The 21,974-nt window shown below is 37.8% G+C and carries 14 protein-coding genes and 1 pseudogene; 12 read left to right on the top strand and 3 right to left on the bottom strand.

The genetic code is table 11. The features are described from left to right. The first annotated feature begins 562 nt into the window (after window positions 1–562). Window positions 563–2,653, top strand: coding sequence for a BT4734/BF3469 family protein (locus NBH01_RS25680; RefSeq protein ID WP_250700360.1), 2,091 nt, complete (start codon window positions 563–565; stop codon window positions 2,651–2,653). 135 nt (window positions 2,654–2,788) lie between these two features. On the opposite strand, the gene NBH01_RS25685 is transcribed toward NBH01_RS25680, so the two are convergent. Further along, window positions 2,789–3,223, bottom strand: a complete 435-nt coding sequence (locus NBH01_RS25685; RefSeq protein ID WP_055217100.1) for a DUF6078 family protein — start codon at window positions 3,221–3,223, stop codon at window positions 2,789–2,791. Window positions 3,224–3,400: 177 nt separating this feature from the next. Here NBH01_RS25685 and NBH01_RS25690 point away from each other — a divergent pair, with 177 nt between their 5' ends. Continuing rightward, window positions 3,401–4,453 (top strand): alcohol dehydrogenase, encoded by a 1,053-nt coding sequence (locus tag NBH01_RS25690; RefSeq protein WP_250700361.1) that lies wholly within the window; start codon window positions 3,401–3,403, stop codon window positions 4,451–4,453. Window positions 4,454–4,457: 4 nt separating this feature from the next. Further along, window positions 4,458–5,258: a TrmH family RNA methyltransferase gene (locus tag NBH01_RS25695; RefSeq protein ID WP_195211335.1), complete on the top strand. Its 801-nt coding sequence runs from the start codon at window positions 4,458–4,460 to the stop codon at window positions 5,256–5,258. Window positions 5,259–5,276: 18 nt separating this feature from the next. On the opposite strand, the gene NBH01_RS25700 is transcribed toward NBH01_RS25695, so the two are convergent. Next, window positions 5,277–6,095 (bottom strand): hypothetical protein, encoded by an 819-nt coding sequence (locus NBH01_RS25700; protein ID WP_103878114.1) that lies wholly within the window; start codon window positions 6,093–6,095, stop codon window positions 5,277–5,279. Window positions 6,096–6,751: 656 nt separating this feature from the next. Here NBH01_RS25700 and NBH01_RS25705 point away from each other — a divergent pair. Then, complete coding sequence (locus NBH01_RS25705; protein WP_055217103.1) at window positions 6,752–6,955, top strand: helix-turn-helix domain-containing protein; 204 nt, start codon at window positions 6,752–6,754, stop codon at window positions 6,953–6,955. Window positions 6,956–7,022: 67 nt separating this feature from the next. Beyond that, window positions 7,023–8,762, top strand: a complete 1,740-nt coding sequence (locus tag NBH01_RS25710) for a DUF262 domain-containing protein (protein WP_195380714.1) — start codon at window positions 7,023–7,025, stop codon at window positions 8,760–8,762. A 368-nt stretch (window positions 8,763–9,130) separates the two neighbouring features. On the opposite strand, the gene NBH01_RS25715 is transcribed toward NBH01_RS25710, so the two are convergent. Continuing rightward, window positions 9,131–9,472, bottom strand: a complete 342-nt coding sequence (locus NBH01_RS25715) for a hypothetical protein (protein WP_225678877.1) — start codon at window positions 9,470–9,472, stop codon at window positions 9,131–9,133. 209 nt (window positions 9,473–9,681) lie between these two features. Here NBH01_RS25715 and NBH01_RS25720 point away from each other — a divergent pair, with 209 nt between their 5' ends. The 7 genes and pseudogenes from NBH01_RS25720 to NBH01_RS25750 form a co-directional block, all read left to right on the top strand. Further along, on the top strand, window positions 9,682–10,002 hold the full coding sequence (locus NBH01_RS25720) for a helix-turn-helix domain-containing protein (protein WP_032589316.1): 321 nt from the start codon (window positions 9,682–9,684) through the stop codon (window positions 10,000–10,002). 3 nt (window positions 10,003–10,005) lie between these two features. Beyond that, the gene (locus tag NBH01_RS25725; RefSeq protein WP_032589318.1) at window positions 10,006–11,286 is read left to right on the top strand and encodes a type II toxin-antitoxin system HipA family toxin; all 1,281 of its coding nucleotides are present in this window, start codon (window positions 10,006–10,008) and stop codon (window positions 11,284–11,286) included. 430 nt (window positions 11,287–11,716) lie between these two features. Further along, on the top strand, window positions 11,717–13,210 hold the full coding sequence (locus NBH01_RS25730) for a MotA/TolQ/ExbB proton channel family protein (RefSeq protein ID WP_225694048.1): 1,494 nt from the start codon (window positions 11,717–11,719) through the stop codon (window positions 13,208–13,210). Further along, window positions 13,207–13,905 carry a hypothetical protein gene (locus tag NBH01_RS25735; protein WP_032591306.1) on the top strand — a complete coding sequence of 233 codons (699 nt, stop codon included), beginning with the start codon at window positions 13,207–13,209 and terminating at the stop codon, window positions 13,903–13,905. The genes NBH01_RS25730 and NBH01_RS25735 overlap by 4 nt, the downstream gene beginning before the upstream one ends. A 12-nt stretch (window positions 13,906–13,917) precedes the next feature. Beyond that, on the top strand, window positions 13,918–18,843 hold the full coding sequence (locus NBH01_RS25740) for a hypothetical protein (RefSeq protein ID WP_225694049.1): 4,926 nt from the start codon (window positions 13,918–13,920) through the stop codon (window positions 18,841–18,843). Window position 18,844: 1 nt separating this feature from the next. Further along, window positions 18,845–21,694, top strand: a complete 2,850-nt coding sequence (locus tag NBH01_RS25745; RefSeq protein ID WP_225694050.1) for an SNF2-related protein — start codon at window positions 18,845–18,847, stop codon at window positions 21,692–21,694. 12 nt (window positions 21,695–21,706) lie between these two features. Then, window positions 21,707–21,850, top strand: a pseudogene (locus tag NBH01_RS25750) (nucleotidyl transferase AbiEii/AbiGii toxin family protein); the annotation flags it as partial. Window positions 21,851–21,974 lie beyond the last annotated feature (124 nt).

Consider the following 21,974-nt stretch of genomic DNA (forward strand, 5'->3'; position numbering starts at 1 on the left):
GAACGATAGAAATCGCCAAGAAGTTCAAGCTGATAAGGACTAAAGGTCATGTCACTCTTTTTCATCTTTTATTCATTTTAGTTGATACTTATAGTAGTCAACCAAATCCAGGGTAAGACATCTCTTCGCTGAAACTATGGTTTCAAGGCGACGAAACTAATTCAGTGCTATAACCTTATCATGACCCGGCTTAGATTGCTTCTTTAGTGTCTTCTCTTTTCTATGAGGCTGACTAAAAGTCGGTAGTATCTCGAATGGGGTTGACTAAAAAGTCAATAGTATCCAAAACTCTCCTCCTTCGGGAAGGAGGAGTACCCGTAGGGGGAGGTGGTAGGTGAGTACGTAAATTGATAATAATAAATTAAGTTATATGCTTACCTACCACCCCGCCCTTTGGGCACCCCTCCTTCCCGAAGGAGGGGAGTTTAAGATACTACCGACTTTAGGGTCAGCCTTTTCTATATTAAACTTTCGTTTTTTCTTGTCGGTCCCGGATATAATGAGTAATTTAGCAGTCTCAACGACACGAAGACGCTGACACAAACAACCTATTATTATATAAATGAAAATTACCCTATTCCGTAAAAATGGAGATACAACAGCGCTCAGCGTACTGGATCTTGAAAAACTGGTAAACAAAGTAAAAACAGAGATAAAATCCCGCCCGGTTTCCACTTTCAGAGAAGAATTAAGATATATGCTTCCAGATGATCGGTGTATGTTTGCCGACAAGCTTCCCGAGATAATTCCTGCCGCAGAATTTAGAAAAGTAAACGGGCAGAAGCAGATGAAAGCGTACAATGGTATTATTGAACTGACTGTCGGTCCCCTGTCCAATAAATCGGAGATAGCTCTGGTGAAACAAAAAGCGAGTGAACAACCGCAGACCCGTTGCGCTTTTATGGGTTCGAGTGGAAAAACGGTGAAGATATGGACCACTTTTACTCGTCCGGATAACTCACTGCCCAAAACACGGGAAGAGGCGGAACTGTTTCACGCTCACGCCTATCGGCTGGCCGTGAAATGTTATCAGCCCCAAATCCCGTTCGATATACTTCCCAAAGAGCCGACTTTGGAGCAATATTCGCGATTGTCTTATGATCCGGATATTATGTATCGTCCGAATTCCGTGCAATTTTATCTCTCGCAGCCCACAGCGATGCCCGAAGAGACGACTTTCAGGGAGGCAGTGCAGGCAGAGAAGTCTCCGTTGACTCGTGCCGTGCCGGGATATGATGCAGAAAATGCTTTTTTGATGCTTTTTGAAGCAGCTTTTCGGAAAGCTTATACAGATCTTAGTGAAGCAGGCCTCCAATTACGGGAAGATAAATGGCAACCATTGGTCGTACAATTGGCCAAAAATTGTTTTGCTTCGGGATTGCCTCAGGAAGAAGTCGTGAAACGTACCGTTTTTCATTTCTATATGTATAAACAAGAAGTGCTGATCCGGGAGATGATTGGCAACGTATATCTCGAATGTAAAGGTTTCGGCAAAAATATCAGTCTGAGCAAAGAGCAACAGCTAGCCTTACAGACCGAAGAATTCATGAAACGCCGTTATGAATTTCGCTATAACACACAAATCGCTGAGGTGGAATATCGGGAAAGGCTGTCTTTCCGTTTTCGTTTCAATCCTCTCGACAAACGGGCGCTGAATAGCATTGCCCTGGATGCACAAATGGAGGGTATTCCACTGTGGGACAGGGATATCAGCCGTTATATCTATTCAAATCGCGTGCCTGTATTCAATCCGTTGGAGGATTTTCTCTATCGACTTCCCGGATGGGACGGTAAAGACCGTATCCGTGAATTGGCAGCCACCGTTCCTTGCCGGAATCCGTATTGGACAGACTTGTTTCACCGCTGGTTTCTCAATATGGTTTCTCATTGGAGAGGGTATGATAAAAAATACGCGAACAGTGTTTCGCCATTGCTGGTCGGGGCGCAAGGGACACGAAAATCTACCTTTTGCCGGAGTATAATGCCACCTTCGGAACGTTCCTATTATACTGACAGCATTGATTTCTCGCGAAAGAAAGATGCGGAACTTTATCTCAATCGTTTTGCGCTCATCAATATTGATGAATTTGATCAGGTCAGTTCGACACAACAGGGCTTCTTGAAACATATTCTGCAAAAGCCTGTGGTAAATATGCGGAAACCTCATGCCAGTGCCGTGCTCGAAATGCGCCGGTATGCTTCATTTATCGCTACGAGTAATCAAAAAGACCTGTTGACCGATCCTTCCGGTAGCCGTCGTTTTATCTGTATCGAAGTGACGGGAGTGATTGACACGAATCGTCCGATAGATTATGAGCAGCTTTACGCGCAAGCCATGTATGAATTGGAACATGGCGAACGCTATTGGTTCGACCAGGAGGATGAAAAGATTATGATGGAAAACAATCGTGAATTTGAGCAAGTTCCTCCGGAAGAACAGCTGTTTTTCCGGTATTTTCGTGCTGCACAGCCTGAAGAAGGGGAGTGGCTGTCTCCGGCGGAGATTATGGAAGATATTCAGAGAAATAGTTCGATACCGATGTCCGTGAAAAGGGTCAATTCATTTGGAAGAATACTGAAAAAGCAGGAAATCCCCTCCAAACATGTACGTAGCGGTACGCTTTACCATGTCGTAAAGTTAGTGACCGGGTAGCGGGAACAAATAATAAATGTGTGATTGCATTGTGACGGCAAAAATGCTGTCACAATGCAATCACCTCCTGCTGTCACGGGCTGATTCGTTCATAATGAGTCTGTTATGTCCCGTTTGGTGACAGATGACAGCAACTTACCATATATATTCTTCTGTGTAGCGTTGGTAAGCAGGCTCTTCTTTTATTCCTTTGTTACGAAACAATTGTTTTATATAAGCTTGATCTTTGGGCATAAGGCCTCGTTCTCCACGATAGAGTCGGTAATATCCTGTTTTCCCATAGTGTCCCACCAACTGTGATCGGATACTGACTGCGTCTTCATAAGGAATCCTGTCAAGCAACCGTTTAAGTCCCCATGTTACATGAACTTTTGCAGCCGTTTTAAAACATTCGCATTGATTCCCGTCCGCAGGATAGCGTGTCGGATTAACGCTGGTGATATAAAGATAGTCGGCTCCGTTATATTGTGCAGCTATGTGGCGTAAGCATTTGGAGGCTTGTGAGCATTGGTCGTTGAAGCAACGGGCAAAATTGTAAGGGACAGACAGGCTGTCGGGTTCTTCTTTCATTTGTTGACTTTGTTTTATTTATGATAGCAAGGGATACAAGTTTTGTATTCTCTACAAATGTAAGGCTTTCTTTCAAGAATGAGAAATGATTGATAAGCTAATACCATTGTTCTATGCGATTTCTTTTTGAAATCACTATCTTTGCAATGGATCTATTCATTAAATAAAGAAGAGATTATGCTTGCATACACATATATTGAACACGGAAAATTTGAATTGCGAGAAAAACCGGAACCGAAAATTACGGATGCACGGGATGCAATCGTGCGTGTGACTCTTGGCAGTATCTGTACCAGTGACCTGCATATCAAACACGGTAGTGTGCCGCGTGCAGTACCCGGAATAACAGTCGGACACGAGATGGTAGGTGTCGTGGAAGAGGTGGGAGCTGAAGTTATATCAGTCAGCCCCGGCGACAGAGTGACTGTGAATGTCGAGACTTTCTGTGGAGAGTGTTTCTTTTGTCATCACGGATATGTCAACAACTGTACCGACCCCAACGGTGGCTGGGCTTTAGGCTGCCGTATCGACGGCGGGCAGGCGGAATATGTCAGAGTACCTTATGCCGATCAAGGACTGAACCGTATTCCCGATACAGTCAGTGATGAACAGGCTCTTTTTGTCGGTGATGTCCTTGCCACAGGCTTTTGGGCAACTCGTATCTCGGAGATTACGGAGAAAGATACTGTCCTCCTCATTGGTGCCGGACCTACCGGAATTTGTACTTTACTCTGCTCGATGCTGAAGAATCCGAAGCGTATCATTGTCTGTGAAAAGTCTCCTGAAAGGATTCAGTTTGTCCGTGAACATTATCCCGATGTGCTGATAACGACCCCTGAGAACTGCAAGGAGTTTGTACTCCAAAACAGTGATCACGGCGGAGCTGATGTTGTTCTGGAAGTGGCGGGGGCTGAAGATAGTTTCCGGATGGCGTGGGACTGTGCCCGTCCCAATGCGATAGTCACGATTGTGGCTCTTTACGACAAACCTCTGCTTTTTCCTTTGCCTGAGATGTATGGCAAGAACTTGATTTTCAAAACAGGAGGTGTAGACGGCTGTGACTGTGCTGAGATCCTCAGTCTGATTGAACAGGGAAAGATTGATACCACTCCTCTTATTACCCATCGCTGTTCGTTGAACGAGATTGAGGAGGCATATCGTATCTTTGAAAACAAGCTGGACGGCGTCATCAAGGTAGCGATTGTATGTCAAACCGAAAGTAATAAATAAGAATATGCCTGTTGTCGAAATATCCTCTTTGTCTCATCCCGGAGTTGAGATATTCTGTACTCTTACCGAGGCTCAGTTACGCAATCGTATCGAGCCTGACAAGGGTATTTTTATTGTAGAAAGCCCAAAAGTCATAGAGAGAGCTCTGGACGCCGGTTATGAACCTTTAGCCATTTTGTGTGAGCATAAACATATCACTGGCGATGCCTCCGACATCATTGAACGTTGTGGCAATGTGCCTGTCTATACGGGTGGCAGGGAGCTGCTTGCTACATTGACCGGTTATGTTCTGACACGTGGTGTTCTTTGTGCCATGCGTCGTCCTGTGGTGCGCAGTATGGCAGAAGTCTGTCGGGAAGCTCGGCGCATCGTCGTGATCGACGGTGTTGTTGATACAACCAACATCGGTGCTATTTTCCGTTCGGCAGCCGCCCTGGGAATTGATGCCGTACTACTGACACGTAACTCTTGTGACCCGTTGAACCGTCGTGCGGTCAGAGTATCGATGGGAACGGTCTTCCTTGTACCATGGACTTGGATGGACGGTTCTCTCAGCGACTTGGGCAAGTTGGGCTTCCGTACAGCTGCCATGGCACTCACGGACAACTCTGTTTCCATTGATGATCCTGTCCTGGCAACCGAACCCAGATTGGCTATCGTGATGGGTACCGAAGGGGACGGACTTTCGCCGGAAACGATTGCCGAAGCTGACTATGTAGTCCGTATTCCTATGTCGCACGGCGTCGATTCACTCAATGTAGCCGCTGCGGCTGCCGTAGCTTTCTGGCAGCTTCGTGCTCGATAGTTCTCATAAGGATCCTTTTTATTGTCGGGACATAAGTTCCGCAAATTGATCGAGTGACTGGACATTATATTTCTCAATGAGATCAATGCATTGTTGAAGATAATCTTCATCCACTTTTACTCCATTCCATTGGTACCATCGTTTTACCATCTCAATACCTGCATTATGCTTCTTGGCAACATTCCAAATCGTGACGAGATCATCCTTTTGTTTTCTTGATTTTAACCGTTTCAGCTCAAGTGCCCCTTTGTAGATTTTGATTTCCTCATCATAGATGAGCTGTTTCTTTAGCGTCAGTTCATCATCTCCCAGAAAAGTGACATGGGTCATGAGTTTTAGTCCTTCGCTGAAATCGGCTACAGCGATACCATGGTCGGAAACGATGAAATAGCCGCCATTATTCTTGCGAGTATACAAGACTTGCGGATTGTTATACACAAAGTATTCGAATATGTTTTCCCCTTTGCGGTCTATTTGATAATGATCGATGTAGCGCTCTTTATATCGTTGCATGAAATGTGCTGTGTAATGCATCACCCTATCGCGGGACTTGAACCCCGTCATTTGGATATAGCCATTGCTTGAAGTGCCGATAATGGGGGCATAAGCCTGAAATCCTACGCCTTGCATATATGAATTGTGTTTTCCCACTACTGTCCACACATTTCTTCGGGTGGTGGTGAGGGTTATACGCTGGGTCGCCAAAGGATATGGCAGCATGTTCTTTGTTTTCTTACGAACCTTATCCATGAACATATTTGCTTTGGTCGATATTTCGATGAGGTCCTTATGCACTTCGGCATACAGTTCCTCGTGAGTCATACTTGTCAGATACATATTTGTGTTTTTGAATTGAGACAAAGGTAGTGGTTATCTTCAGAATTGACATCATTGTCGGATGGCTTTTTGCGGATGATGCCGAAAATAAATACTTTATTCTTTTTAGAACCTGTACGCTCTCATATCCATTATTTTGTGCTCCACCATTAATGCTATGGATACATTAGGTCTTTCAAAAGTAACATCATTGTTCATCCTGACTTTAATAGAAAGAGACGAGAGTAGTTTAATGAGACTGAAGCTATGTGTTAATTGTATAGGTTCAGTCCTAAATTTTATATGAGTAGGATTCTTTTTATTCAACAAAATAGAGAACTAAGATTCTTTAGGCTTCTTATAATGTTCATTTATCATTCTACTAACTTCGTCCATTGATATTTCTCCCTCTATATGTTTACGAGCTGTGTCTATGAGAAAATTTGATACACGCAGATTATCGACAGTTTGTAAGCCTATGGAAGCTCTCCATAATTTGGCTCGTTCACGTTTCTCCTAATCTGTATCATTTAAATATTCATCAAATATGTGCATGTTCTTATCATCTTTTTGATTTTCACGTTATAAGTTGGGGTTCATGTAGCTACAAAAGTACAAAAACAATCCTGATATTGAATATAATTCACTACATTTGCATTATAAAATCGTATCAAACAATGAAGCTAAATAGACTAAAGGCAGTTCTTTTGGAAAAAGGTATCTCTCAGACGTGGTTGGCGAAACAGCTTGATATGAGTTTTAGTATGGTCAATGCCTATGCTTGCAATCGGATTCAACCTAATTTGCAGACACTTCAACAGTTTGCATCGATATTGCAGGTAGATTTGAAGGACTTAATAACCGATAAAAAAGATAGGTAATAATATACAAGCCTTTCTGATGTTATTATTGAGTTTAATTGATTAGAATATAAAAATAAGCAATAAGATGGCAAACTTAAATATTGAACAGAAAAAGGTGAAAAGCCTTTTTCAAGAATCGAAATACAACTTCCTTATACCTGATTACCAACGCCCATATGCGTGGGGTGAGATGGAGTGTAAAACTTTATGGGATGATTTGTTTTCGTTCTCTTTCCCAAATGATGACTGTGACCAATTTATTGACGATGAAGAGTATTTCCTTGGTCCTATAGTAACATTTAAGAATAGAAACCAAATGGAGGTAATTGATGGGCAGCAACGTTTAACGACACTTATGCTTTTGTTAAGGGCTTTTTATAATAAACTAGGTAGTATGAAAGACCCTCGCTCAAAACGGATGAAGGAGGATATTGAAAAATGTATTTGGAGAGCTAATGAATTTGGAGAGTTTGAAACATCTGCTCTGAAAATCAATTCACAGGTTGCTACGGATGAAGATAAAGAAGAGTTTATTGCAATATTGAAAGATGGACAAGGAATTGGCAAAAAAAGTCGTTACGCAAAGAATTTCAATTTCTTCGTTGAAAAGATAGATGTTTTTTTAAGTAATTATCCATCGTATTTTGCATATTTCCCGGCACGAGTGTTAAATAACTGTGTGCTTTTACCAATAGAGGCGGAATCACAAAATACAGCATTAAGAATTTTCTCAACCTTGAATGATAGAGGGAAACCTCTCTCTGATGCGGATATTTTTAAGGCACAACTTTATAAGTATTATTCATCATTTAGTAAAAAAGATGAGTTTATAGAAACGTGGAAAAATCTAGATAAGATTACTAGCGAAGTGTTTCATCCAATTTATGGTACACCATTAGATGAATTGTTTACAAGATATATGTATTATGAGCGAGCACTTGCAGAGATAAAATCATCAACAACAGAAGCTTTGCGCAAGTTTTATGAAGGAGATGGCAGTTATCCTCTTTTGCATCAGCCAAAGACATTGAGTAATCTTGTAAGCCTTGCCAAATTTTGGCAAGATGTTAACAATCAGGAGACAGAACGTTTCTCAGATAAAGTCCTAAAGCGTTTGTTCGTACTTAGTTATGCTCCTAATGGAATGTGGACGTATATCACTTCTGTGTATTTTATGTACCATCGTAATGAAAATGATGAAATAGAAGAAAATGCTTTTTGTCGTTTCTTGGATTGTATAACAGCTTTCATATGGGCTTATGCTATAACTAATCCAGGTGTTAACTCTTTGCGTACTCCTGTATATGCAGAAATGGTTAAGATAATCAGAGGAGAAGATGTAACATTCTCAGATTTCAAATTTTCAGAAGAACGTTATCGTGCGCAAATAACAAATTATGCATTCAATAATAGTCGTGCGATTACAAAATCAATGATTACTTGGTGGGCTTTTCAATATGATAATCAATCATTATTGTCATTGGAAACCAAATTCGATATAGAACATATATATGCACGAAACAGACTGGATAAAGAAAAAGGTTTATCAAATCCTCAGAATGTAGAAATACTTGGAAATAAGGTTCTTCTTGAAAAAAGATTGAATATCAGAGCTTCCGACTATCGCTTTGTAGATAAAGTAAAATATTATAAAGGTTTTACCACTGCTAATGGTCAGGAAAAGAATGGCTCTCAAATTGTAGAATTGGCGGAGATAAGTAATTCATATAGTGATTTTACTGAAACTGATATTATTAATCGTAATTCTAAAATAATTGATTCGTTTGTGAATTTCCTTAGAGCGAATCAATTATTGAAAGAGTAAAGTTATAGCTTTGAATATCAATTTGTTTTTTAGCATAAACTTCTGATAATATATATTATTAAGAATATGACTCCTGAAGAAAAAGCAAGAATAAAGATAGACCAGTGGTTTGCCGATGCAGCATGTGTACATCGTTGATTATCAATAGTATAGCGCTCTAAAAGGTACAACCGGTAGGTTGGCAAGTGTTTGAGAATGTGTAAGTTAGTGATTTTTAGCACCATTCTCGGCTTGTACCTCCATTTTGGAAAGTAAAAGTAAGTGTAATTTCTTGAATATCAAAATGTGCGGTACAAAAACTTGTGAAAAATGCCGTTTTTTGATGAGAAAAGGTACAAAAATGGCTCTTAACAAGGGAGGTATTATGATTATTTTGCGAAGTACTCAGTCTTCAACCAATAGGCATAAATCGGGTCCTGGAACGAGATTTCACCAGCCTTGTTATCCAATATATCATTCTTGATAAGGGCAGCCTTTGAGCGGAATGTTGAGGTCGTTGAAGCGATTTGATAGCGATGCATCACTTCGGGCGAACTGATGGTCTTTTCTACGGCTATAAGGGCTTTGAGATAGTTCAGTTGCTGCATGGTCAATGTTTCGGTGATTGTTACAAACAACAGACTTATGTGACAGCGGTCGCTATTTTTTAAGATTGCCTTAGCAGTAATAATTTGAACAGAAAAGGAAGTGTTATTTCCTTTTCTGTTCAAATTATTGCTTTGTTTCTATAAACAATATATTGTTTGTTATCTGTAAAATATCAGCCTTATGAATAATATAGTAGCATTTAATATCTCCAACGCCCAATAATGTGAACAAAGCAGATTTCAACAGGGATAAATTCAAAAATTTATCTCCGTAACACATCATAAAATAAAGTAAAACTGCTATATTTGCATATTATATGATATGTTGAGCTATGACAAAAAGTACAATGGGTACCAAGTTGCCAAGAAAATTGGAGCAGAAGATGCAGATAGTAGGTGAGCAGATCAAGCTGGCCAGACTACGCAGGAATCTTAGTATTGCCCAAGTCGCCGAACGTGCCACCTGTTCACCTCTGACGGTTTCACGCATAGAGAAAGGTGTACCAACGGTGGCAATAGGCATTTATCTTAGGGTGCTTTATGCGCTTCAGTTAGATGATGATATTCTTCTGCTTGCAAAAGAAGATGCAATGGGAAAAGCATTACAGGATTTAAGTCTTAAACAAAGGGGAAGGGCATCAAAAAAAGAATAAGGTATGAAAAGACTCTATGTATTTGCTGATTTTGATTGGTTGAAAGAACCAAGACTAATTGGAGAGCTGAGTTACGAATCCCTTCGTGGCTCTGACAGCTATGGATTTTGCTATAATGATGAATGGCTCAAGGACTATGGAAGTCTGTTTCTTAGTGATGACTTGAACAACTATCCCGGTCAGCAATACACGGCTCTCGGCAAGGATATTTTCGGATGCTTTTCTGATGCTCTTCCAGACAGGTGGGGACGTACATTGATAAATCGTAGGGAACAGATTTTGGCAAAGGATGAAAAACGTCCGGTGCGTCGGCTTTCTTCATTTGACTATCTTATCGGGATTGAGGACTTTTCTCGTATGGGAGGTTTCCGTTTCAAAGAATCCATAGATGGGGAGTATATTAATGCAAGTGAAAGCTTGCATATTCCTCCATTAACAGACATTCGTGAGTTGATTGCAGCCAGTTCTGAAATAGAAAAAAGCGAAGAAGAGGACCAACTTCCTGAAATGCGATGGATTGCACAGTTGGTGCAGCCAGGTTCTTCTCTTGGTGGAGCACGTCCAAAAGCTAGTGTGATTGATGAAAACAAGAATCTTTGTATAGCAAAGTTTCCGTCCCGTAAGGATGATTATGATGCAGGTCTTTGGGAGCATTTTTCTCATCTTTTGGCCAAAAACGCTGGGATCAATGCTGCGGAAACAAGAATAATCTCCACAAATGATAAATATCATACTTTTCTTTCCAGACGATTTGACAGACGAGAAGATGGTAAACGTATACACTTTGCTTCAGCCATGACACTTTTGGGGTTGAATGATGGAGCTAATGCTAATACAGGTAATGGTTATTTGGATATTGTTGATTTTATCATTCAAAACTGTACCAATGTGGAAGATAATCTGAAAGAGCTGTATCGTAGGGTGGCATTCAATATTTGTATCGGTAACACAGATGACCATTTTCGTAATCATGGTTTCCTTCTGACAGCCAAGGGATGGACTCTGTCACCGGCATATGACATGAATCCTACCTTAAACGAATATCAGAGTCTGCTGATTAACAACTATACCAATAAATCGGATCTGAAAGAATTGTTGGATTCTTGTGAAGAGTATATGCTTCCGAAAGAGACTGCCGGGCAAATCATCGGTGAGGTGTTGAATGCAGTTAAGGAATGGAGAACATTAGCCACGAAATTGGGAATTGCGAAAAGCGAGCAGGAACGTTTTGCAGCGGTTTTTGAGAAGCAAATACTATCTTATGATAGAAATAAAGAAAAATAGACAAAAAGATAGATACAAGGATAAAGTTATAAAGGCAGCTGTAAATCGTTGTTATTTATTGCTGACTTTATAAAAACAATAAGAACTATTATAAATTCGTTTTCCTAATACTCGATTTCGCTTTTTTGAAGATTATGTCTTTCATAGTACATGTCTCAAGCATTTACAATATGCATTGGCATATTAGAGTGTAAAACAGATTACTTAATCGCTCTCAAATCTGACAAGTATTTTTAGAGATAGTCAATTATCCATGTTTTCTAAGTTCTATTAATGCAAAAATAGATGAAATTATAAAATAATCATCGAAAATTTATCAAAGAATTTGCTTTTTATGCAAATTGATTTGGAGCTGTTCTCCTTAAAATAGATTACTTTTGCAGTATAATAATTAGTAAAGAATAACAAGTTGAAACAATAAATAGAAGTCATGACTGAAATTGAATTCAAATGGTTAACTGAACCTCTCGCTGTTTTACTAACAGGTAAAGGGGTGTTTATTGTGAGCATTGTAATAGCTGTAATTTTTGGATTTATATACTATAAGAATAGATCTAGACAGTTGCTGAATAGCTTACCAGGACTGTTTACATCTTTAGGTCTTTTGGGAACATTCGTGGCTATCTGTAATTCATTAGGCGACATCAACCAGGATACACTTGAAATAGATACCATAATTCGAAATTTGGTACCTGCCTTTACATCTTCTATCGCAGGTCTTATTTCTGCGTTTATCGCAACAGCAGGATGTAAGATATGGTATTCATATGAAGACCGGAAATTGGAAAAGAAAATTAACCTACAAACACCTGAAGAGTGTTTGTATAATCTTACCCTGTTGTCAACTACAACAAATGAATCTCTATCAAGGATTTCACAGCAACTTGTAGAACAAAGTGCCAAAAATGAAGTATATAATGAACGACTCAATACTACTATTAGCCAGCAAAGTAAGATTCTTGAGCAATTTATCAATGACTTTGTAAAGAGAATGGATGATATCTTTACTAAGATGCATGGTCAGATTGAACAGAATATTAAGGACTTTGGTGAAGAGCAGTTCAAGAAATGTGCAGATACTCTTGAGGCTTTGACAGATAAAATGTCTTCACTCTCTACAGGTCTGCTTGAAGAGCAAAAGACTAATGTCCAGCAAATGATTGCAGGGACCAATACAGAGTTACAGTCTGTATCTAACAATGTGACAGAACAAATCACATCACTCTGTACTCAAATGACTTCTGCATTGGCTAATTTACGTTCTAGCCAGGATGAAAAATTGACTTCTATCGTTGAAAACTATAATGCTTTGTCAGAGAAATTGGCTAATCAGAACTCAGATTTCGCTGAAAAGATGAATGCACAATTTAATGCTGAATATGAAAAGATTCAGGAACAAAGTACAAACAGCTTGCAACAGATGGTTGATTTGAAGGATGCTTATGCTGAAGTAAATCAAAAAATGCTTCAAAGCAGTACATCTATGAATCGTGAAGTAAGTGCTGAATTACGCAATTCTCTTTCTACATTCGTAACGGACTTGCAGAAGACTGTTACTGATGAAGTTAATGCCCTCAGTTCAGCAATTGTCACAAATGTAGAAGCATTAGAAAAGAGTTATGCATACATCAGTGATCATGTCCGAAATATTAAGGGCAACTATGAGAGTGCAGCTCAAGCATATATTGATGCCGTAAATAATGCTCATAGGATGAATGAGAGTCAAGAAAATATGCTTTCGACCATTAATGATAGCATGAAGCATGTTGTCCACACAAATGAAAAAGTGGATGAAGTCATTGCTGTAATGGAAGAAAGGCAAGAACGTATAGAGAACCTGATTTCTCACATCAATGAAATCAGCACAACAATTGAGACTCTTCAGAAACTTGAAAGTCAACTTAATAGAATCACCAACAAATGAGTAAGTTGAATTTTAAAAACGAAGGTGACGAGCATAATTTCTGGCAGAATTATACAGATTTAATGTCAGGGTTTCTGGTTGTTTTTATCATAACCAGTCTTGTTGCATGGTATGGCTACATTAAGGTGACAGGGGCTATTGGTGGTGATGGTGGTAGTATAAAAGTCACCATTGAACAATCAAGAATGATTCGAGAGTTCAACGAAGCACAAAAGTCATTGGTAAGTGAGTATTTCCATTATAATGAGCAATATCAAAGATTTGAGTGTAAATCAGATATAATGTTTGAACCTAATTTGTCAAATATCCCGGCTGATAAAGAAGAAATTTTTATAGAAGCGGGAAAAGAGTTGGTTAACAAAATTTTGTCCAAATTTAAAGAGTCTGTAAACATCTCTTTCAAAATCATAATAGAAGGACGAGCAGCCAGACATTTGAACAAAGGTTCCAAGGAAGCAAATGAAGCAGCGGATAGAGCTGTATGGCACACAATGGAAATTCGTAGCTATGAACGTGCATTGAGCTTATATAATCTTTGGAATCAAAATGGGATAATTAAATCCATTCAAGAAATGAATGGAGAAGTGTTTATTTCTGGTTCGGGTTTTGGTGGTCAAGGTAGATATCCCAATACTCCAGGCCAAGAAGAACTCAACAAAACATTTATCATTCAAATCATCCCTTACATCAAATAAAGTAGAGGAATTATGAAAGTAAGAGACCTCAGACAATATATAAAATCAATTTCAAAAGGTAATGAAACCCTTGAACTAGTAGGTTCGAATAAAGAATACTTTTTGAATATGATGAGTGGGCAGGGACAAAAAGTCGATGCTCTCATAACAGGTGCAGCCAGTTTTGCAAATAATGCAAAAGAACAGTTGTTCTATGAATTTGTGCAGAATGCGTATGATGCAAGTGCAGATTTTTTATTCTTCTATGCTAATGAAGAGTTCTTGATAGTACTAAATAACGGAGAACCGTTCTTTACAGACCTCAATATTTTTGATCTTCCTGAAGGCGAAGAGCCTAGAGATGGTCAGTTATATAATTTTTTGGCAAAAGGTAAATCCTTGAAGTTAAACGATGATGACAAACTAGGTAAATATGGTCAAGGTTCCAAGTTGCTTTATACACTTTTGGCAGATATAAATCATAACGTCAATACAGAAGAACTTCTTAAAGATGCCATCATTAATAACAAAAAAGGACCATATCTTGTTAGTTGGCACAATATGTCCCAGTTGGATGCTTGGCTTATTAACGATGATGAGTGGATTCCTGCTCAAGCAGACGATGTAGAGAACCATATACTGTTTGCGAAAATTCTTATGAGCTATTATCCAATAGCACCAGGTCAAGATTTAGAAAGATTTAGCAATGAAGAAGCTCAAAGAGCAATTAAGGCATTCAATGAATTAGTTGATCCACCAAGAAATAAATCGTTCTTGACTAGGGGAACGGCTTTAATTATACCCTTAGGAAAGGGTAAGTATGATGCGATCATTGAAGAAAACAACCTTGAGAATGTTCGTGCACGTTTAGGCGTTTTTGCTTCTATTACAGCTGATCAAGAGCGTAATGTAGGCAAATCACTTAAACATATATATGTGATGGGTAAGGAAGTAGAGCAGCATCCTGTTAGTTCGTTATTTGTTGATTTTGTAGAAGAAGGGAATAAATTCTATTATCACTTTGCTTTCAATCCAATATTCGCTGAAAAAAATGTGGTTAACTTCTTTAAGGGATTGCCTATTCTACAAACAAAATATCGATTTGGTTTTATTTTGGACAGCCAGATTTTAGAGGTAGATGATAGCCGTCAGCGTATAAGCGATACAGAAAAAACTTGTGATCAATTGCGTCTTGCCTATACACATTTGGTTGATGAATTGAAGTCGCTTTTGGTTACAAATAGAGAAAAGTTTGATTATATCTATCAGTCCTTGATATCGTCACGCCCAGAAGATAACTCTGAAGATGAACAGAAGATCCGTAAAGCATTCTATGATGTTATTCGTCCATTCTTGAAGAAATATGCTTATACATCTGAGGGTACTTACGTACCTTTTGAACAAGTATGTGAGGAAGAAAAGGAAACGAATGTTTTATTGAAAGATATTGGTATAACTGATTTACATTGGATTGACAATGAAAGCAGAAAAAAATATTCTTTCCACTTTGATAAAAAGGTTCGTGTTTTACGTTTTGCTGAGATGCTTCAAATGGCAGACATGGAAAAATTGTCCGCATGGATAAAGTGTATGTCTAAGGAGGATTATAGACTATTCCATACCAATTGTCTTGATTGTATCTCAGATATTGAAACAATACAATTATTCCGTTCAAATGAGAATAATTTATATTCATGGGGGGAATTGAAGTCCGATATCAATGTTTACTATATGGCTCAGACGACACAACCAATATTTGTAGGTCAAGAGTATATAGTAGAACCTATGTGTGAGGAATATGATGAAGATGATTATTCAAATCTTTTCGGTAAGATAAAAGCAAATCTTGCAGAATTGAGAGAAACTTCTATGGGCAGAGATGCTGTATGTCAAACGCTCTGTATGATTGCTGAAAATGAATCTGATTACGAAGATGAAATTATAAATGGAATCACTGTTTTTCAGAACTGGCGTGGTGATTATTTGCCATTCTCTGAACTGTTTGAAGAGCGTTTGGACGGGACTATTTTGTTTGACAATTTCCGCATCAAAGGTAGCATACCTGAATGTATTAAACAGCGAGATTGGCTTATTGACAAACAAGGCGACAATACTGCACTATGGAATTGGATCGTAAATCATTTCGATGATATAAAGCAAGAAGATGGCTGGGGCGACAACACAGATGCATATCTAAGAGATATACAGAATGCTTACAAGGTAGGTGGAACATCTGTTGCAGGTTCATTACTTAGATTATATCTTGACAAGGATGGTAAACCTACAGATGAATCATGTCAGAATGTAGAAAACTTCGATAAGTTATCTGAATCAGAATATGAAAAGCTTCAAGCTTCATATTCTGATTATAATTTTGTGCCATATAAGTACGAAAAGGTATTGAGTTCTGCACCATTCATGATGAATACCTTATATGTCTACGACTTGATTGACCCTAATCAGTTTATAGACTTTGATACATTGGCTATTTTGTCGAAGATATCATCTGATGGATTCTTGCTTAAATACAGGGTTACAGGTAATGATAATAGCTTTATAGTTCAGGCCCTTAATGGTGGGAAAAACTATACTAATGACCTTGACACGGATTTGAGAAGTGCTTTGTTAGAGATAGGTTTTTACTATATACCTCAAAAGGTACAAACTCTTATTCCATCAGATACAAATGCTTTCAATATCACTCGTGACGACTTTGCAAATTCTGTTGTAGATAAGATTTCAGATAAGAATCTAATATTCCCCCTTATCAGAAATTGTAACTCTGCTGTTGTGGAACATTATATCAATTCGTTGTCTATAATATCTATCGACCATAAGATTACAGATTCTGATATTCGTTGGCAGATTATTAAATTTGCCGTGTCACGTGATACTGAAGAGAATGAATTTAGAAAAACCATATTTAATTGTATCAGACATAATAATGAAGGACTTCCAGAGACAATAAAGGATAGTGTTTTCATTGCTTATGATCATGAGTATAGTCTGTATGCCTTAAATGGTGATTATCAAGAAGAGAATGAACATATCGATTCATTTCTGGATTGTCTTCCTTCAGATAATGATGCAGAGTGGTTTAAGGAACAATTTTATGGAGACAAGAAGGAGAACGTTTCTTGCAAAGAAATCTATGACGAGATAAAAGATAAACATCTCACAATAGAACAACTCCGCTTCTGTCTTGACTATTCACTTAATGATGAGCCTGATTATTACAATCTTGAAATAGGTAAAGAAGAGAGTCTTAGCGAGGCTTTGACAATGATTAAGACTAACCAGTATAGAGGGTTTGATGAGTATTTCAAGATTTCTGATTTTGATTCAGAGACCCAAGTATTTGCAGAGCAATCTTTACTTAATGACGAAGAAAAGCTTCCCAACGAAATGCAGAAATGGTTGGAACAGAATGTTGATGCTATCAATTTGTTTGAAAATATCAGAACCGACAGTGAATCATACATTTCTGTAAGAAGACTCATTCGTGATAACGAAGAAGCTATAGCTATTCCTGATTTTGAAGACCCAGATAAAACTGAATCAACAATAAACTGGTTGTTGAATGCTGAACTTATATACGTTTATGGTGATAATGCCTACAAGAATATAAAACGTATAATCGATAGACTACCAGAAGGCATTGTCAACATGGTATTCTTAAGGTATACTGGCAATGTCGAATGTCGTGATAAGTCACTTGACTCTATTTGCCCTACATTTACTCTTGAAGAATATGATAAAGAATCATGTTTCTTATCTATTTATTCTTGGACACCAATATTCTTGGATATGTTGATGAATGACAAGAAGGTGCAGAATTTCTTTGTAAATGAAGTTGTGTTTGCTTATGAAGGATTAGAATTACTTTCTAAACATAAACTACATAAATCTCCTAAACTAGAGGTTTCTGTTAAGGCTCATGAAGGAGATTATAATGAAATTGCAACAGAACCATATCAGATTTGGAAGAATATGCCCGAATCTAGAGGTATCTTGATTAAAACATCAAAGAAACCTATTGGTATAAACTTTACAATGCTCAAAAATAGGGAACAGGTTTTCTCAAAAGCAATAGATAACAAGGAATTTGGTTATGACACTAATGGTTTGGTAGTTGTTCAATATCCTAATGCAGAAAAAATCTCTGCAATAAAGATGATAGAGAAACATATTGCCGATATGGAGTTCTTCCAGCAACCTTTTATTGTATTGCAAGGACTATATGTAGACCAATTGGAAAAACTTGAGCAAATTGCAGAAGAAAAAGGAATAGATATCACTACGATAGTTCAAACTTTAGAAAAATCAATTAGTAATACAGGTGATAATGATGCGAACTTAAAGGTCGATGAAGATAAACTTGACAATATTAAAGAGTTGGCTGAATCATTTGATGCAGATGAATTGATGGAACTTGCTGATAAGAAAGACATGATATTAGAAATTCTTCATGAAATGCAAGAGGTTGATGATGAAACTCAAGAGTCGCAAGTTCGTCAAACAATTGGATATATTGGTGAACTTATTTATGAGCAATATCTATTGGCTCAAGGTAAGGATTATAAGTATGCTGCAATAGAAGGTATTGGAGATTATGACTTCCATAATATTACAGACAGGATTTATGTCGATGTTAAAACAACATTGTATAGTCTTAAAGATGGTACTGCTCCATTCTATTTACATAAATCTCAAAATACTTTTATGCAAAAGCATCCCAATGAGAAATACCATATAGTTCGAATATCATTAAACGACTTGGATTTGCAGAAATCGTATGAAAGAATAAGAGATATTTATGGTAAAGAAGCAAATCCTATGATTGACGAAAGACTCAAAGAGGATTGTTTGAAAATAGCCAAGAAGTATTGGAGAGGCGCAAAGATTGAACAATTCGATGCATTGTCACCAGAATATTCTATTAAGATAGAAAAGAAGTAAGATGAAAAATAGTATAACTCCTGCTCAACAACTTTATTATGCATGGGATTTATCGCATAAGAAATCGACCAGTGACGATAGTCGATTTACTGGCGTATTGTCAGAAGCTAAAGTTGATATGAATCCTCACCAAGTTGAAGCAGCTTTGTTTGCATTCAAATCTCCACTAAGTAAAGGTGCTATTTTAGCGGACGAGGTTGGTTTGGGTAAAACTATTGAAGCTGGCATTATTCTTTCAGAACTATGGGCAGAACATAAGAGGCGAATTATTATTGTTGTTCCTGCATCTCTGAGAAACCAGTGGAATCTGGAATTGATGGAGAAATTTTACTTACCATCAGTGATTCTCGAAAATGAAAGCTATAAGGAAATTAAGGAGTTGGACACTAATTTCTTTGAAGATGGTAGACATATCATAATCTGCTCATATAATTTCGCAATAAAGCATTCAGAAAAACTTCAGTTGGTTGATTGGGATTTGGTCGTATTTGACGAAGCTCACAAAATGCGTAATGTTTACAAAAAGGGTAATATCATTGGTAACACAATGATGAATACCTTTAAGCATTATAAAAAGATCTTGTTAACTGCAACGCCATTACAGAACAACCTAAAGGAACTATATGGCTTAATAAGCATTATAGATCCACATTTCTTTTCTACAGTTGATTCGTTTAATGAGCAGTACAATATGATTACTACCAGAGACTCTGCTAAGTTTGGAGAACTCAAAGGTAGACTGTCTCATATTGTACATAGAACACTGCGTCAACAGGTCAAAGAATATGTCAACTACACTAAGAGAACTGCATTTGTACAAGAATATGAAGCTTCTCCTGAAGAAGTACAATTGTATGAAAATATAAGCGAATACCTTCAAAGGCCAGGAACATATGGCATTCCTGAGAAGGTAAGACCTATGTTGTCATTAATTGTCAGAAAGATAATGTCTTCTTCTGCATATGCGTTAAGTTTTACTTTACAGCGTTTTGTTGAAAGACTAGAACATTACAAAGTTACTGGTGAATTGTTATCGGCCATGTCAACGGTAGAAAACGACTACGAAGTAACACTCGATGAAGAGAAAGACGAAATCAACGAAGGACTGAATCCTGCTATTTCCGATGCGATTGATTTGGAGATAGCTGAACTACGTATGTATCAGGAACAGGCAAAGTCTATTGTAAATGAGACTAAGGCAAAGCAATTACTCGTTGCTCTAGAAAAGACATTCCATAAAAATGAGATGCTTGGAGCACCCAAAAAGGCTTTAATTTTTACTGAAAGTCGTGGAACTCAAGAGTATTTAAAATCTTTCCTTCAGAATAACGGATACCAAGGAAAAGTCGTTTGCTTTAATGGCTCAAACAATGATGATGATTCTAAATCCATCTATCGAAAATGGCTATCTCTATATGCAGGTTCTAAACGTATATCAGGAAGAACAATTATAGATAGAAAACAAGCATTGGTTGACCATTTTAGGACAGATGCCGAAATCATGATTGCAACAGAATCAGGTGCTGAAGGTATCAACCTGCAATTCTGCTCACTTCTTGTCAACTATGACATGCCTTGGAATCCTCAAAGAATAGAACAGCGAATAGGACGTTGCCACAGATATGGACAAAAATTCGATGTGGTTGTAGTGAATTTTGTAAATCAGTTGAATTACGCAGACTGTAGAGTCTATGAATTGCTGAATGAAAAGTTTAATCTTTTTGAAGGCGTATTTGGTAGTAGTGACGAAGTCTTAGGCTCATTGGAGTCTGGAGTTGATTTTGAGAAGAAGCTTAATCATATTTACCAAACTTGTCGTACAGAAAGAGAAATTGAGGCTGCATTTAATCAACTTCAGTCTGAATTGGAAGAGATTATACAACAACGAATTAAAGATACCAAAAAGTCTTTACTTGAAAATTTTGATGAAGAGGTTGTTGATAAGCTGAAGATTCGACAAAGCGAAGATCGTGATAGAGTAAATTCTTATAATCGTCATTTTTGGCGACTAGCTAAGAGTGTTTTGAAAGATTCAATTACTGACATTGATAATGAAAATCTTACTTTTGTTTTACCTGTATCACTAAAAAGCAATATACCTTCTGGTACTTACATATTAAACAAAGATCATGGAGATTTTCATCAGTTAAGAGTAACGCGTCCTCTTGGCGAATATATTATAAGCAGAGCATTAGAGACCCCTGTTCCTGATGCTAGTATTGAATTTGAAGTAGACAATTTATCCTCTAGACAAGTTTTGCTGGAAAAGTATAAGGGAAAATCAGGTGTAGCTGTCGTATATAAAGTAAAGGCTTACAATGAATTAGATTCACATGAACATCTTCTTTTCTGTAGCAAAACTGATGATGGAGAGAATCTTTCACCAGATTTTCTTAAAAAATTGTTTGAAGCAAACGCTATTAACGAATCGAAATGGTCTGGAGACAATGTTGAAGAGCAGCTGACCGAATCATATGAGCAACAATTGTATGACTTGAAACATGATGTTTATAGCAGATCTGAAGAATACGTTAGTTTTGAGATTGATAAGTACCAAGCTTGGGCAGAAGATCAAGTTTACTCACTAGAGAATGAAGTTATTGCTCTTCGCAAGGAAGATGAAGCCTTGAAAAGACAAATTCGTAAAGAACGAAATGCAAAATTGAAACTTGAACTTCAGGAGAACGAAGCTAAAATAGCAAAGCAATTACGTCAGAAACAACGCCAACTGTTCGATATGGAAGATGAATGTGCGGATAAAGTTGATGCTATGACTGTAAAACTTCGAGTCGCCATGACAAACCATTATGATACATCCACTTTTATGCGTTTTAGATGGCATATTAAATAACTAAAGGCTTCCCAAACAGAGAAGTCAATAAAGATAAAGATTGAAGTAGCTACTTGTCCACCGTTGAACTTCAAGACAAAATAAAAGCTATTGCTTCAGCCACATTCATATATGCCCCGCTGTTTCACACTTCCAGCCCTGTTTGCAGGCAAGATGCAATGTAAGCCCCCGATAAAGTACCCGTATAAAAAAGAATCGCTATAGCAAATCGAACAAAGCTATAGTGATTCTGTATTTATATTCTTGTTTTTCGTTAGAGTATTATTAGAGTTCTTTGGAG

It is taken from the genome of Bacteroides sp. B1-V-101, from assembly GCF_023656585.1.
Lineage (GTDB): Bacteria > Bacteroidota > Bacteroidia > Bacteroidales > Bacteroidaceae > Bacteroides > Bacteroides thetaiotaomicron.